The organism is Streptomyces sp. TRM70350, assembly GCF_019219825.1.
Lineage (GTDB): Bacteria > Actinomycetota > Actinomycetes > Streptomycetales > Streptomycetaceae > Streptomyces.
In genome coordinates this window covers 77,148-90,606 of the sequence record NZ_JAHUXH010000007.1, presented here as the reverse complement: position 1 = coordinate 90,606, position 13,459 = coordinate 77,148, and the positions used below count along the sequence as shown (strand labels likewise).

Below are 13,459 nucleotides of genomic sequence, written 5' to 3'. Positions count from 1 at the left end.
TCTCGTACTCACCGCCCCCGGAACTCAGGACACCGGCGCTCCACGAAGCTCGCCAGTCCCTCCCGGGCGTCCTCCGTCGTCATGTTGATCTCCTGCGCGGCGGCCTCCGCGGCGAAGGCGGTGGTGCGGTCGGTGTCGAGGGAGGCGTTGACGAGCTGCTTGGTGAGGGCGAGGGCGCGGGTGGGGGCGGCGGCGAGGCGCGTGGCCCACTCCCCGGCCGTCTTGTCCAACTCCCCGTCCCTCACGACCCGGTTGACCAGACCGAGGCGCTCGGCGTCGGCGGCGGGGAGCGCGTCGCCGAAGAACAGCAGCTCCTTTGCGCGCTGCGGTCCGATCAGGCGGGGGAGCAGGTACGCGCCGCCGCCGTCCGGCACGAGGGCCCGGCGTACGAACACCTCGATGAACCTGGCCGATTCCGCGGCGAGTACGAGGTCGCAGGCGAACGCCAGATGAGCGCCGAGGCCCGCCGCCGTGCCGTTCACGGCCGCGATGACGGGCTTCTCGCAGTCGAGGACGGCGGCGATCAGCCGCTGGGCGCCGAGACGGAGCGTCCGGGACACATCGCCGGGGATCCGTTCCCCGGCCACCGCACCGCCCCGCAGGTCGGCGCCCGCGCAGAACCCGCGTCCGGTGCCGGTGAGGACGACGGCCCGTACGTCCGGGGCGGCGGAGGCGTCGGTGAGCAGGGCGATCAGGTGGTCGCGCATGTCCGGGGTGAGGGCGTTGAGGGCCTCGGGGCGATCGAGCGTGAGGTGGGTGACGTGCTGTTCGGTCCGGTGGTGTATCGACGGCTTCACCGGCACACCGCCAACGCGTCCAACGCCACGGCTCCCTGCCCGCGCGGCAAGACCATCAGTGGGTTGATGTCCAGTTCCGCGAGCTGGTCCCCCAGTTCCATGGCCATGCGCTGCACCCGCAGGATGACCTCGACGAGGGCGTCCACGTCGGACGGGGGGCGGCCGCGGACGCCGTTGAGGAGGGCGTGGCCGCGGAGTTCGGTGAGCATGTCGTGGGCATCGTGCTCGCCGAAGGGTGGGACGCGTACCGCCGCGTCGCGCAGGACCTCGACGAGGACGCCGCCGAGGCCTGCGGTCACCGTCGGCCCGAAGAGGTCGTCGTGGGTGATGCCGACGACCATCTCGACGCCCTGCTCGACCATCTGGCAGACCAGGACGCCGTCCAGCGCGACCCCCTCGTAGCGGGCGATGTCGGTCAGCTCGCGGTAGGCGTCGCGGACCTGGGCGGCCGAGGTCAGGCCGATCTTCACCAGGCCCAGCTCGGTCTTGTGGGCGAGCTGGGCGCCGGACGCCTTCATCACCACCGGGTAGCCGACCAGCCCCGCCGCCCGCACGGCCGCCGCCGCGCTGGTCACCAGCTGCTCGCGCGGCACCCGGATGCCGTACGCGCGCAGCAGCTGCTTTGCCGCGTGCTCGCTCAGCTGCTGTCCCGGCCGCATCAGCTCGCGCGCCTTGCGGAAGGAGGGCGAGGGGGTGCGCGGGGCGTCGTCGAAGGGGGAGCGGTAGTCGCGGACGAAGCGGTGGTGGGCGAGATGGGCGCGGACGGCGGTGAGGCAGTTGCCGACCGTACGGAAGGTGGCCACGTGCGAGGAGCCGAGCAGCACCTCCCGGTACGCCGGTTCGGTGCCGACCGGCGAACCCCACACCACGCACACCAGCTTGTCCGTCTGCTCCGCCGCGTCCACCAGGTCCCGCACGAGCCGGTCGCTGAGCGGCGGGAAGGGACCGGTGATCGGGCAGATCAGCACCCCGACCTCCGGGTCGGCGAGGATCGCGTCGATGATCTTCCGGCCGCGCCAGTCGCCCACCGGGTGACCGCCGTTGTCGATGGGGTTGGCCACGCTCAGATACGGCGGGATCCACTGGTGCAGCTCGGCCTGCCGGGCCTCGGACAGCACCGGCAGGCGCAGTCCCGCCGCGGTCGCCAGGTCGGCGACGTGCGCGCCCGTGCCGCCCGAGATCGAGTAGACGGCCACACCCTCGGCGCGCGGCGGGCGGGCGCGGGCCAGCAGGGCCGCGGTGTCCTGGAGTTCGTCGAGGCCGTCGACCCGGATCACGCCGTACTGCCGCATCGCCGCGTCCACCACCGCGTCCGCGCCGGTCAGCTTGCCGGTGTGGGAGGCGGCCGTGCGGGCGCCGGTCTCCGTGCGGCCCACCTTGACCGCGACCACCGGCACCTTGCGCCGGGCGGCCCGGTCGGCGGCGAGCAGGAAGGAGCGGCCGTCCTTCAGTCCCTCGACGTAGGCGGCGATGGCGCCGACCTCGGGGCGCTCGGCGAAGTAGGAGATGAAGTCGGCGGTCTCCAGGTCGGCCTCGTTGCCGGTGGGGGCCCAGTGGGAGAGGCGGATGCCGAGTTCCTGGAGGGCGAAGACCGGGCGGCCCTGGTGGCCGGACTGGGTGATGAGCGCGATCGCCGGTCCGTCCAGGTCCTGCCGGAAGTCCTCGAAGGCGTTGAGGTTGGTGTTCGGGCCGAGGAGACGCATTCCGCAGCGGCGGACGGCGGTGGCGAGCCGGGCCTGCGCGACGGCGCCCTCCTCGCCGGTCTCCGCGAAGCCGGAGGCGAACGCCACCGCGAACCTGACCTTGGCCTCCGCGAGTTCATCGACGACGGGGAGCGGGTCGGCGACCAGCAGGACGGCGAGGTCGACCTGTTCGGGCAGGTCGGCGACGGAGGGCGCGCAGGGTATGCCGAAGACGGACTGACGGGTGGGGTGCACCGGGTGCAGCCGCGCGCCGACCCGCTCGGCCCAGCTGATCAGCTGTCGCGTGATGCCGGTGTTCGGGCGTCCCTCGGCGTCCGAGGCGCCGATCACCGCGACGGACTCGGGGCGGAAGAGGCGGTCCAGGTCGGGGACGTCGGCGTACAGCGCGCGGCCGCTGACGTCGAGGTCGTCCACGTCGGCCGCACGGCCGTGGACGGCGGGGCCGGGCCGCCCGTCGCCGCAGGCGATGACCCGGGCCCGGCGGGCGTCGGTGGTGAGGGTGCCGTGGGTTGATCCAAGCATCGGTCCGCCCGCTTCTGTGTGACGGCGTGGGTAACTGACGCAGTGTCAGATTACTGAACCGACACTGAGTCAGGAACCGGTCGTGCGGGCGGAATCCCGGGGTGTGCCGGGCCCCTTGGGGTCGTCGGTCAGCCGGGGACGCGGGACACCCGGTCGGCGCTTCTCCGGGCGATGACTCCGGCGATCTTCTCCGCGTCGATGGCGAGTTCGCGGAGCATGCCGCTGATGGGGTTGGTGAAGCCGGTGAAGTACAGGTCGGGGGCGTTCTTCGGGGCGCGGGCGCCGTGCACGACCGGCCTGCCCCGGTCGTCGAGGACGTCGAGGTGGCCGACCAGCGGTTCCAGCGCGCGGACGTAACCGGTGGCCGCGATCACCGCGTCCGGGCCGATGCGGTCGCCGTCGGCGAGGACGACCCGGTCGCCGTCGAAGCCGTCCACCGCGGCCACGATCTCGACCTTGCCCTGGCGGACCGCGTCGATGAGGCCGACGTCCTGGACCGGGACCGCGCCCTCGGTGACCCTGCTGTACAGGCCGGTGTCGGGGCGGGGCAGGCCGTACTCGGTCAGGTCGGGCACGCTGAGCCTGGCCAGCGGCCGGGCGAGCCGGTCCACCAGGCCGACCGGGAGGCGGCGGACGAGGATGCCGCTGTACTGGGCGGCCCAGCCGGCGGTGGAGCGGCGGACGATGTGCGGCGCGGTGCGCACCGAGAGCCGTACGCGCGACGCCCCGCCCTCGACGAGGTCGACGGCGATCTCGGCGCCGGTGTTGCCGACGCCGACGACGAGGACGTCCCGGCCGGCGTAGGGCGCGGGGTTGCGGTACGCGCAGGCGTGCAGGAACTCCCCGGTGTAGGTGTCCCGGCCGGGCCAGTCCGGGATGCGGGGGGTGTGGTTGTAGCCGGTGGCGACGACGACCGCGCCGCCGGTCAGCCTGCGGCCGCCGGTGGCGTGCAGCAGCCAGCCGGAGCCGTCGGGTGCCCGCTCGACGCGGGACACCTCGACGCCGGTGACGATCTCCAGTTCGTGGTGCTCGGCGTACTTCTCCAGGTACCGCACGACATCGTCCCGCGACACCCACCGGCCGAACCGGCGTGGCATCGGCAGTCCGGGCAGGGCGGACAGGCGCCGGGTGGTGTGCAGGCGCAGCCGGTCGTAGTGCCGCCGCCAGGAGGCGCCGACGCGGTCCGACTTCTCCAGCACGATCGCCCGAATCCCCCGGGACCGCAGGGCATGGGCGGCGGCGAGTCCACCGGGACCGGCGCCGATGACGTAGACGGGCCGATCGGCGGGCGCCTGCCGATCGGTACGGCTGCCCTTCTGCCGCGGGACTGTGACGGCCTGGGGGCTCGCGACCTTCGGTTCCTCATCGTTGGTGGGCGCTGTGGAGTCGGGCATGGTCCGGAGCGTAACCACATGCCGGTTTGATGGGTCTCGGTCAAGACCGGAATTGGTTGCGGATTGATCACGGGTGGGGGAGGAGTGGGTGGGGCTTGTGGCACAGGGGGATCGGTTGTGTGCGATACGGGGAGGTGGGAGCGGGTGGTGCGGCCTCCGGCCGTGACGGAGAGACGGAAGCCGCGTTCGAGAAGGAGTTCCCTCTGAGGTGTTACGTCCGCCCCTCATGGTGACGGTCCTGCGCTTCACTGTCCGGTGCTTCACGTGGCGCACGGGTCTTCCTCACCCACACCATCTGACGTACCGTCAGGTCCATGGACACGATCTGGCTCACCGGTGCCGAATGGCTGGCCGTGCTGCGGATCGGGCTCGGGCTGTGGTGGCTGGAGAGCTGGCGGCACAAGGACAAGAAGGCGTGGTTCGAACGCGGCTCCGGCATCGCTTGGGCCGCCGACGTGGCCGCCAAGCACCGCTGGAAGGCGGTGCGTTCGGGCTTCCAGACCGTGGTCGCGCCCCGGCCGCGCGTGATGGCGTACGTCGTCGCCTACGCCGAACTCGCCCTCGGGCTCGGCCTGATCACCGGTTTCCTGACCCCGATCGCCCTGGTCGGCGGGCTGCTGCTGAACGCCGTCTACTTCGTGCTCATGATCCACGACTGGGCCGAGCAGGGGCAGAACCTGATGATGGCGCTGATCTCGGCGGTCGCGCTGTTCGGGATGTCCTGGCAGACGTGGTCCCTGGACGGCGCGCTGGGGTGGTTCCAGTGAGTGCGCGGTACGACGTACCGGAGACGGACGCCTTCACGCGGACGTACTGGGACGCGGCCGCGCGCGGGCGGCTGCTGGTGCGGCGGTGCGGGGCGTGCGGGCGGGCGCATCACTACCCCCGCGAGTTCTGCCCGCACTGCTGGAGCGAGGACGTGACCTGGGAGGAGGCGAGCGGCCGCGCCACCCTCTACACCTGGTCCGTGGTCCACCGCAACGACCTCCCGCCCTTCGGCGAGCGCACCCCGTACATCGCGGCCGTCGTCGACCTCGCCGAAGGGCCGCGGATGATGACGGAGGTGGTGGGGGGCGGCGAGCTGCGGGCCGGGATGGAACTGGAGGTCGCCTTCCGGGAGGGCGTCCCGGTCTTCCGGATCCAGCCGAATCCGGGGTGAAACCCGGCGGCCGGGATTCCGGGTGAAACGCGGCGGCCGACGGGATTGAATGGGGCGATGGCCCTCATGAACGCGCGGTCCCTCACCCACCCCCACCCCGAGCTGTACGGCCACGGCCTGCGCCTGCGCCGCTGGGACCCGGCCTCCGACGCGGACGTCGCGACCTGGCTGCGTGGCCTGTCCGACCCGGAGTTCCGGCGCTGGAACACACCCCTGGCCCCGGTCACCGACCTCGCCGCCGCCCGCGCCTCCCTCCGCGCCAAGGCCGACAACGCGGCGAACGGCACGAGCGCGTCCTTCCGCATCACCGACGCGGAGACGGGTACGACCCTCGGCCACATCGGCGTCAACGAGATCGACCACGTCTTCCGCGTCGCCCGCGTCGGTTACTGGGTCCTCCCCGAGGCCCGCGGCCACCGCGCCGCCACCCACGCCCTCACCCTCGCCGCCCACTGGGCCCTCACCGACCTGGGCCTGCACCGGCTGGAACTCGGGCACGCCGTGGGCCACGACGCCTCCTGCCGGATAGCCGACCGCTGCGGCTTCCCGTACGAGGGGACCCTGCGCGGCGCGATGTGGGAGGCGGACCGCCGGGACGCCTTCCGGGACGTCCACCTGCACGCCCGCCTGGCGACGGACCCGCCGGTGGAACACCCGTGAAGGCCGAGGCCGTCACGGCCAGAGCAGCTCCTTGCCCCACCCCCCACCACTCCTGACGTACCGAAGCCGCACATGCCGCCGTCGCTCGTCCCCCTGGAAGAACTCGACCTCGTCCGCGCGCAGCCGGTACAGCGTCCAGGTCGGCGACGGCGCCTCGGGATCCTCCTGCGCCCGGGCCCACGCCGTCTCCGACGCCTGGGCGAGAGCCTCCAGGGACTCCAGCGGCTCGCTCTGCCGTCCGGTCAGCGCGGCGGCCAGCGCGCCGGTCGAGCGGGCGTGCAGGTCGGCCAGGCTCTCGGCGGGCGGGGCCGTGGTGACCGGGCCGCGGACGCGGATCTGGCGGCCCTGGACGTGCCAGTAGAAGCCCAGGGCGGCATACGGCCGCGCGGCGAGCTGTCGGCCCTTCCGGCTGGTCGCGTGGGTCGCGAAGGTCCAGGCGTCGGTGTCCGCGCCGTGCAGCATCACCGTCCGTACGTCGGGCAGGCCCTCCTCGTCCGACGTGGCCAGCGACATGGTGTGCGGCTCCGGCTGGCCCGCCGCCACCGCCTCCGCGAACCAGGAGGCGAACAGCGGCAGCGGGTCCGCGGGCGCGGCGGCCGGGTCGAAGGCGGGCAGGGTCGTGACCCCGGGGGCCCACACCCGCAGCGACCTCAGCAACTCGTGAAGATCCGGTTCCATGCCGTCGAGTATCGCGGGCGCCCCGGGGCCGGGGCCGTCCACTTTTCTAGTTGTCGGTAAGCGGGAATCCTGCCGACATGCCTTTCAACAGCGCAAACACCGCAGCTATGACCGCCGCAGCCGTCACCGTGGACATCCTCACGGGCCGTGAGTGCCTGCGTGTGTCACAGGACAAGTCCGGGCGCAAGTGGTCCGTTGCAGATCACAAAAAACAGGCGCCTGAATCGCTGGCCGGATACTGTGAGGCTGGGCGAAATTGAGGCACGTCCGGCATGCCCCCACTGGGCGCCTGGTCCGGAGCATTTCCCGTGCTAAGTCTCTTCCCCTCGTCCTCTCACGCTGCCTCGTCCAAGACTTCCCGCACTTCCGGCACGTCGCGGTGTTCCTCCAGCCTCTGCAGGACTACCTTTGCGCGCTCTGCCGTTCGCTCGCTCGCAACGTCCGCGGAAAGCGTGATGACCCGTTGGGCCGTCGCTGCCGCCTCCTCCGGTTCGTTGGCGTCCGCCAATGCAACGGCAAGCCAAGACAGGTAGAGAGCAAGCTCTCTCGTGTGCGTGGCGTCGTACCGGGCGAGGACTTCCCGCAGCAACGGCACCGCGCGCAGCGGGCGTTTCAGTTCCGTATAGACGCGCGATTCCATGACTTGCAACTCGCCTGCATCAACCCAATAGAGGTACTGGGGTGATTCACGTCCCTCGCCATCTTCGGCCAACGCCTCGGACGCCTCGCCCAGGGCACGCATTGCAGGCTGCGCCTCATTAGCTTTGGTATGAGCCCAGGCCACACGATCGAGGTAAAGCGCCCGCGCCTTCGCGGGCGCATCCTCGCCCGTCTGATCGAGCGCCGCCCGAGCAAGCGCGACCCCTTCCTGTTCCTGCCCCGTGTTGCTGTATTGGTAGGCGAGTGATCCGGCAAGATTGCCGACCAGCGTTCTGTCCTCCGCCTGCTGGGCCGCACTCATGCCCAGCTTATAAATGCGTTCGGCTTCCTCATGACGCCCAGCATCAGAGGCAATCCATCCAGCAATCTGGGCCAGTTCGCCAATCTGAGAGAGCAAGGCGCGCCCGACTTCCTCACTGTGGCTTCCCTCGCGGTACAGCTTCACCGCTGATTTCAGCTCACGCAGCGCAGGGCCGATTAGGTACCCCCCGCTAGGACGTCGTCGGCGAGACGCAATCCGTGGACGCGTCCGGCCAGGTCGGTAACGTCACCCGCGCCAATCCGGCGTCCGTGTCCAGCCTTCACCGGAGCCAACGGATCACTATCTGGAAGGAAGTCGGCGACCGTTACCGGAACGCCTTCTTGGGCACCAGCGCCGGCGGCTTGCTGCAATTCGACCAGGGGCACACCGAGAGCGGCAGCAATGAACGGCAGCCATTCCCGGGGTGTGCGCTTCCCCTTCTCATACCGGTAAATGTCCTGCTGGGTCAGAGAGTCGGACGGTAAGCCAGCCGCGCGGCATGCCTCCGCCGCCAGCCGTGCCTGACTCCACCCCTTGTTCCGTCGTAGACGTCGGATCATGTGGGCCGCTGTCTCCCCGCGCATGCCTCAAGTCTGGCCTACAACGGGCCTACATGGGGCCGCTGGGCAGCGAATCGGCAGAGCGGCAGCGTGGCGGGCACAAGAGACCCCGGCGACCGCGCGAACGGCCCCGGGGCATGGCCAACGCTCAACCCGAGAGGGAGCGTCGACAATGCAATGCCTATCACGTGCGCTCGAATGGATGAGAGCGGTCCTGTTCGGACCGCGCACCCCCGGTAAGCACATCCGCTCCGCACCGCCCCACGCAGCACCCCAGGCGCCCTTTCACCGGCTGTCGCCGGACGTGTGGGGCCAAGGCTCGTCACCGCGCGCAGGCACCGCAAAGAGCGGCACGCAGCGCCCCCGCGGGGGCCCCAGCCGCAGGGGCGCGCCGAGTGGTTCCCGCCCCGTGACTGGGAGGCAGAGGAAGCCTGGGAGCCCACGGGCGCCCTTGTCCGGCCGTACGTGGCAGCGCTGGGCGCAGCGCCCGCGGACGCCCGCGCAGGCGCCCAGGAAGCGCACCGGGAGGCTGCCCCGTGGCGATGACGATTGAGGTCTACCGGATCAACCCGAACACGGGCGTCCGTACTGAGGTGATCCGGAAGCACACGGTCAAGCCTGTGGACGCGCCGGAAGTAGGCCAGAAGTACCCGCCGTGTTCGTGCCCGCACTGCGTCGGCAGCGCCGAAAGGCTGCGCGCCAAAGTGGCCGAAGCAAACCGGCGCAGCAGGGGGGAACTGTGACGCGTTCGACCATCAGAGAGGCTGAATGGACGCTCGGACCGGAAACTGGGGAGGACGCCCCGCACGTGACGGTCCGCGCCGGTAAGGGGCACACCTCGGTGCGGCCTTCGGCGCAGGTCACGGATCCGTAACGGAAATCCGCGCCTTGAGCAGGCCGCTGACCGCCGTTTTCGCAGGTCAAGCGCGACCCACACTGAGAAACGCACCGGGGTCTACACCGACCCAAGGTCCGAGGACACCCACCGCTCCGGCCGCATCCGGATGACCACCATCTCCCCGTGGTTCTTCAGCGAGAAGTCGACGTACTCCTCGACCTTCTCGGCCGGCAGGTACCGCGCCGAGATCTCGCGCAGGTTCTCGACGGTGAAGGGGACGGTGTCGACGACCGGCCCCTCGACGGAGACGTAGCGGACGGTGGGCTCCAGCCGGTCGACCATCAGCGTGAAGCGCCCGGCCGCGCTGATCAGCCGGTGCTTGCGGGAGTCCCGTCCCGTCAGGATCCACACGTCACCGCCGGGCTCGTACTGGTACCAGATCGGCACACTGAGCGGGGCCCGGCCCTCCTCCGCGGCCACGGCCAGCGCGGCGATGTGCGGCTCGGCCAGGAACTGCTCGCGTTCTTCACGGGTCAGGGGCATACGGGTCTCCAGTGGTGTCGTCGTCGAACAGCCTGTGACCCACCACAACACCATGTGAGAGGCCGGTGTTCCGTCAGCGACCCAGCACCACCGTCCCCGAGGAGCAGAACCAGCCCCCCGTCCCCGACGCCACCCCCAGCCGCGGCGGCCCCCCGTCCGCCCTGCGCACCTGCCGCGCGCCCGCCTCCCCGCGCATCTGCCGTACCGCCTCCACCAGCAGGAACAGCCCCCGCATCCCGGGGTGCTGGGCGGACAGACCGCCCCCGTCGGTGTTCACCGGCAGCTCCCCGCCCTCGACCCTGAGCCGCCCCTTCTCCACGAACGCCCCGCCCTCGCCCTTCCCGCAGAAGCCGAGGTCTTCCAAGGTCACGAGGGTCATGTACGTGAAGGCGTCGTAGATCTCGGCGAAATCGATCTCGTCCGGCCGTACGCCCGCCCGCTCGAACGCCAGCCGTCCGCTCACCGCCGCCGGGGACCGGGTGAAGTCCGGCCACTCGGACATCGTGGCGTGCGAGACATGCTCCCCGGTGCCGAGGATCCACACCGGAGCGGTACGGCAGTCCCGTACGACGTCCTCCGCGGCCAGCAGGACCGCCGCGCCGCCGTCCGAGCGGATGCAGCAGTGCAGCTTGGTGAAGGGGTCCGCGATCATCGGGCCGGTCAGGACGTCGTCGACCGTGATGGGGGTGCGGAACATGGCCTGCGGGTTGAGCGCCGCGTTCGCCCGCGCCTGCACCGCCACCTGCGCCAGCTGCTCGATCGTCGTCCCGTGCTCGATCATGTGACGGCGGGCCGCCATCGCGTACTTGGCGATCAGGGTGTGGCCGTACGGCACCTCGAACTGCAGCGGCCCGCGCGCGCCGAAGGAGAGGTTGCCGGTGCGCCGCCCGGCCTTCACCTCCGCGCGGGCCGTCGAGCCGTACACCAGCAGCACCGCCCGCGCGTGCCCCGCCGCGATGGCGTCCGCCGCGTGCGCCGTCATGACCTCCCACGTCGCGCCGCCGACCGACGTGGAGTCGACCCAGGTGGGTCGCAGGCCCAGGTACTCGGCCACCTCCACCGGCGCCAGCACGCCTGTGCCGGCCGACGCGAAGCCGTCGACGGCCGTCCGGTCCAGCCCGGCGTCCGCGAGGGCCCGGCGGGCCGCCTGGGCGTGCAGGGTGTACGGGGTCGCCTCATCGACACGGCCGCAGTCGGACAGGGACACGCCCACCACGGCGACTTTCCGGGTAGCAGCAGCCATGTTTCTGACGGTACATCAGAACCGGGTATGGGCGGTTGCCTGCTGTCGGCCTAATATGACAGCCCGTCAGATCGAGGAGGCCGTTCATGGACGCCAGCTTCACCCCCGAGCAGGACGGGATCCGCCGCACCCTCCGTGAACTGCTCCGCCGCCGCTGCACCCCCGAGCAGCTCCGCGCCGCCCTCGACACCCCGGCCGGACACGACCCCGCCCTCTGGTCCGCCCTCGCCGAGCAGCTCGGCCTGCCCGGGCTCGCCCTCCCCGAGACGTACGGCGGCGTCGGCTGCTCGGCGACCGAACTCGCCCTCGCCGCCGAGGAGACCGGCCGGGCGCTGGCCCCCTCGCCGTTGATCCCCACCGCCGTTCTCACCGCCCCCCTCCTCCTCGCCCTCGGTACCGAAACCCGGCGCGCCGAGCTGCTCCCGCGCCTCGCCTCCGGCCACCTCACCGCCGCCCTCGCCGTCCCGGGCCCCCGCCTCGCCACCGCCCTCGCCCTGACCGGCGACAACACGGGCGACTGGGCGGGCGGCGGCCGGGCGGGGGGCGTACAGGCCCGCAGGTCGGACGGTGGCTGGCGGCTGTACGGGGAGGTCGACCAGGTGCTGGACGGCCACAGCGCGGCGCTGCTCGTCGTCGCCGCGCACACCGGGGGGTTCGCCCGGTCGCGGACGCTGCTGTTCCTCGTGCCGGGGGATGCCGCCGGGCTGACCCGGGTACGGCAGACCGCCCTCGACGCGACCCGGCCGCGGGCGAGAGTCCAACTACGGGACGTCTCCGCCGAGTTGCTGGACGACGACCCGACCCGAACCCTCCACGCCCTGGCCGCGCTCGGCGACACCGCCGCCGCCGTCCTCGCCGCCGAAGCCGTCGGCGCCGCAGACCGCATCCTGGAGCGGACCGTCGAACACGTCGGGCAGCGCGAGCAGTTCGGGCGGCCCATCGGCTCCTTCCAGGCGGTCAAGCACCGGCTGGCCGACGTGTACGTGCAGGTGCAGGCGGCGCGCTCGGCGGCGTACTACGCGGCGTGGGCCACCATCCATGGTGAGCGCGTCGGCGGGCTGGCGCTCGCCCAGGCGCTGGAGGCGCTGCGGACGGCGGCCGCCGAGGGGATTCAGCTGCACGGCGGTCTCGGTTTCACCTGGGAGCACGACGCCCACCTGTACTTCAAGCGGGCGGCCGGCGACGAGCTGCTGTTCGGGCCGGTGCACCGGCTGCGCGCGCATGCCGCCGAGGCGGCGCGGCTGTTCGAGCGGGCGGAGGTGGCCGTCTGATGGGTGTCGCCGGGATCGTCCAGAAGGTGTCCTCGACCAGGGGCTTCGCGAAGGCCGCCCCCTACGTCATGCCCGCCCTGGACCGGGCCGTCCACCGCCTCACCCGAGGAAAGGTGCTGCTCAGCGCGACGCTGCTGCCGGGCGTGATCCTGACCTCGACCGGCGCGCGGAGCGGGCGGCGGCGCCGTACGCCGCTCGCCTGTATGCCGGAGGAGGGCGGGCGGAGCTGGATCCTGGTCGGTTCCAACTTCGGCCGGACCGGTCACCCCGCCTGGACCCACAACCTCCTCGCCCACCCCGACGCCGAGATCGACTTCAAGGGCCGGGACATCCCCGTCACCGCCCGGCTGCTGGCGGGACAGGAGCGGGCGGCGGCCTGGCGGGCGGTGGTGGCGTTCTGGCCGCCGTACGCGACGTATCAGGCGCGGGTGACGCGCGAGATCCGGCTCTTCCGGCTCGTACGAAAGTGATCGCGCTCGTACGAAGACGACCCGCTGTAGCTCCCTACAGCGTCGCCAGCCGCTGCACCAGCAGAAACGCCCCGATCCCCAGCATCGCCGCCCCCGACGTCCGCGCCACCGCCCTGGCCGCCGTCGGCCGCGCCCCCAGCACCGCGCGCGCCGCGAGCCCGACGCCGAGGTAGACCACGGCACAGCACGCCATGTGCGCCAGCCCGAGGACGGCGGTCTGGGCCGGGACCGGCAGGTGCCCGTGTCCCAGGACGAGGAACTGCGGGAGCACCGAGAGGTAGAGCAGCAGCCCCTTGGGGTTGAGCCCGCTGATCATCGCGCCGCGCAGGAAGACCCGGCGCCCGGCCACCGGGGCGTCGTCCCCGGCCGCCGGCGTGCCCGGGCGGCGCAGCACCCCCCACCCCAGCCACACCAGATACGCCGCCCCCACCACCGTCAGTGCCGTGAGCAGGGCGGGCGATCCCGCCACCAGGACCGCCAGGCCCGCCGCCGCGAGCAGCGTGTGCAGCGCATAGCCGCTGACCAGGCCCGCCACCGCCGTGACCGGCGAGCGGTCGCGCAGACCGGCCGAGATCACATACGCCCAGTCCGCGCCCGGTACGCACACCAGCAGCAGGTCGAGGGCGAGGAAGGAGATCAGGGTCGCGGAGTCCATGGTGG

General features: G+C 72.0%; 15 protein-coding genes. 6 read left to right on the top strand and 9 right to left on the bottom strand.

The window, feature by feature from the left end; genetic code table 11:
• Positions 1 to 8: 8 nt before the first annotated feature.
• The 3 genes from KWI83_RS13640 to KWI83_RS13630 form a co-directional block, all read right to left on the bottom strand.
• Positions 9 to 797, bottom strand: a complete 789-nt coding sequence (locus tag KWI83_RS13640; protein WP_218514619.1) for an enoyl-CoA hydratase/isomerase family protein — start codon at positions 795 to 797, stop codon at positions 9 to 11.
• Positions 794 to 3,022 (bottom strand): acetate--CoA ligase family protein, encoded by a 2,229-nt coding sequence (locus tag KWI83_RS13635; protein WP_218514618.1) that lies wholly within the window; start codon positions 3,020 to 3,022, stop codon positions 794 to 796. The genes KWI83_RS13640 and KWI83_RS13635 overlap by 4 nt, the downstream gene beginning before the upstream one ends.
• Before the next feature lie 128 nt (positions 3,023 to 3,150).
• On the bottom strand, positions 3,151 to 4,416 hold the full coding sequence (locus tag KWI83_RS13630) for an NAD(P)/FAD-dependent oxidoreductase (protein ID WP_218514617.1): 1,266 nt from the start codon (positions 4,414 to 4,416) through the stop codon (positions 3,151 to 3,153).
• Between the two features lie 314 nt (positions 4,417 to 4,730).
• On the opposite strand from KWI83_RS13630, the gene KWI83_RS13625 reads away from it, so the two are divergent.
• The 3 genes from KWI83_RS13625 to KWI83_RS13615 are packed head-to-tail and all read left to right on the top strand — an operon-like array spanning position 4,731 to position 6,235.
• Positions 4,731 to 5,183: a DoxX family membrane protein gene (locus KWI83_RS13625; protein WP_218514616.1), complete on the top strand. Its 453-nt coding sequence runs from the start codon at positions 4,731 to 4,733 to the stop codon at positions 5,181 to 5,183.
• Positions 5,180 to 5,575, top strand: coding sequence for a Zn-ribbon domain-containing OB-fold protein (locus KWI83_RS13620; protein ID WP_218514615.1), 396 nt, complete (start codon positions 5,180 to 5,182; stop codon positions 5,573 to 5,575). The genes KWI83_RS13625 and KWI83_RS13620 overlap by 4 nt, the downstream gene beginning before the upstream one ends.
• 57 nt (positions 5,576 to 5,632) lie before the next feature.
• Entirely contained in the window at positions 5,633 to 6,235 is a 603-nt protein-coding gene (locus KWI83_RS13615) for a GNAT family N-acetyltransferase (protein WP_218514614.1), read from the top strand.
• A gap of 12 nt (positions 6,236 to 6,247) precedes the next feature.
• Here KWI83_RS13615 and KWI83_RS13610 read toward each other — a convergent pair whose 3' ends face one another.
• From KWI83_RS13610 to KWI83_RS38485, 3 genes are all read right to left on the bottom strand, one after another.
• Positions 6,248 to 6,913 carry a pyridoxal 5'-phosphate synthase gene (locus KWI83_RS13610; RefSeq protein WP_218514613.1) on the bottom strand — a complete coding sequence of 222 codons (666 nt, stop codon included), beginning with the start codon at positions 6,911 to 6,913 and terminating at the stop codon, positions 6,248 to 6,250.
• Positions 6,914 to 7,247: 334 nt separating this feature from the next.
• Positions 7,248 to 8,018, bottom strand: coding sequence for a hypothetical protein (locus tag KWI83_RS38490; protein ID WP_308122051.1), 771 nt, complete (start codon positions 8,016 to 8,018; stop codon positions 7,248 to 7,250).
• 32 nt (positions 8,019 to 8,050) lie between these two features.
• A complete protein-coding gene (locus KWI83_RS38485) occupies positions 8,051 to 8,434 on the bottom strand; it encodes a helix-turn-helix transcriptional regulator (RefSeq protein ID WP_256362249.1) in 384 nt (127 codons plus the stop codon).
• Between the two features lie 536 nt (positions 8,435 to 8,970).
• Between KWI83_RS38485 and KWI83_RS13600 the strand changes: the two genes are divergently transcribed.
• Complete coding sequence (locus tag KWI83_RS13600; protein ID WP_218514612.1) at positions 8,971 to 9,177, top strand: hypothetical protein; 207 nt, start codon at positions 8,971 to 8,973, stop codon at positions 9,175 to 9,177.
• 212 nt (positions 9,178 to 9,389) lie between these two features.
• On the opposite strand, the gene KWI83_RS13595 is transcribed toward KWI83_RS13600, so the two are convergent.
• Complete coding sequence (locus KWI83_RS13595) at positions 9,390 to 9,815, bottom strand: pyridoxamine 5'-phosphate oxidase family protein (protein ID WP_218514611.1); 426 nt, start codon at positions 9,813 to 9,815, stop codon at positions 9,390 to 9,392.
• Positions 9,816 to 9,888: 73 nt separating this feature from the next.
• Positions 9,889 to 11,058, bottom strand: a complete 1,170-nt coding sequence (locus KWI83_RS13590; protein WP_218514610.1) for an acetyl-CoA acetyltransferase — start codon at positions 11,056 to 11,058, stop codon at positions 9,889 to 9,891.
• An 86-nt stretch (positions 11,059 to 11,144) separates the two neighbouring features.
• Between KWI83_RS13590 and KWI83_RS13585 the strand changes: the two genes are divergently transcribed.
• Positions 11,145 to 12,329: an acyl-CoA dehydrogenase family protein gene (locus tag KWI83_RS13585; RefSeq protein WP_218514609.1), complete on the top strand. Its 1,185-nt coding sequence runs from the start codon at positions 11,145 to 11,147 to the stop codon at positions 12,327 to 12,329.
• Entirely contained in the window at positions 12,329 to 12,799 is a 471-nt protein-coding gene (locus tag KWI83_RS13580; protein WP_218514608.1) for a nitroreductase family deazaflavin-dependent oxidoreductase, read from the top strand. Before KWI83_RS13585 ends, KWI83_RS13580 begins: the two co-directional genes overlap by 1 nt.
• Positions 12,800 to 12,833: 34 nt before the next feature.
• Here the strand turns inward: KWI83_RS13580 and KWI83_RS13575 are convergent, their stop codons facing one another.
• Entirely contained in the window at positions 12,834 to 13,454 is a 621-nt protein-coding gene (locus KWI83_RS13575) for a LysE family translocator (RefSeq protein ID WP_218514607.1), read from the bottom strand.
• Positions 13,455 to 13,459 lie beyond the last annotated feature (5 nt).

Excerpts from the sequence above, each read along its gene's own strand:
- KWI83_RS13635 (WP_218514618.1), bottom strand. The coding sequence starts at position 3,022 with ATGCTTGGATCAACCCACGGCACCCTCACCACCGACGCCCGCCGGGCC.
- KWI83_RS13630 (WP_218514617.1), bottom strand. The coding sequence starts at position 4,416 with ATGCCCGACTCCACAGCGCCCACCAACGATGAGGAACCGAAGGTCGCG.
- KWI83_RS13625 (WP_218514616.1), top strand. The coding sequence starts at position 4,731 with ATGGACACGATCTGGCTCACCGGTGCCGAATGGCTGGCCGTGCTGCGG.
- KWI83_RS13615 (WP_218514614.1), top strand. The coding sequence starts at position 5,633 with ATGGCCCTCATGAACGCGCGGTCCCTCACCCACCCCCACCCCGAGCTG.
- KWI83_RS13610 (WP_218514613.1), bottom strand. The coding sequence starts at position 6,913 with ATGGAACCGGATCTTCACGAGTTGCTGAGGTCGCTGCGGGTGTGGGCC.
- KWI83_RS38485 (WP_256362249.1), bottom strand. The coding sequence starts at position 8,434 with ATGATCCGACGTCTACGACGGAACAAGGGGTGGAGTCAGGCACGGCTG.
- KWI83_RS13595 (WP_218514611.1), bottom strand. The coding sequence starts at position 9,815 with ATGCCCCTGACCCGTGAAGAACGCGAGCAGTTCCTGGCCGAGCCGCAC.
- KWI83_RS13590 (WP_218514610.1), bottom strand. The coding sequence starts at position 11,058 with ATGGCTGCTGCTACCCGGAAAGTCGCCGTGGTGGGCGTGTCCCTGTCC.
- KWI83_RS13585 (WP_218514609.1), top strand. The coding sequence starts at position 11,145 with ATGGACGCCAGCTTCACCCCCGAGCAGGACGGGATCCGCCGCACCCTC.
- KWI83_RS13580 (WP_218514608.1), top strand. The coding sequence starts at position 12,329 with ATGGGTGTCGCCGGGATCGTCCAGAAGGTGTCCTCGACCAGGGGCTTC.
- KWI83_RS13575 (WP_218514607.1), bottom strand. The coding sequence starts at position 13,454 with ATGGACTCCGCGACCCTGATCTCCTTCCTCGCCCTCGACCTGCTGCTG.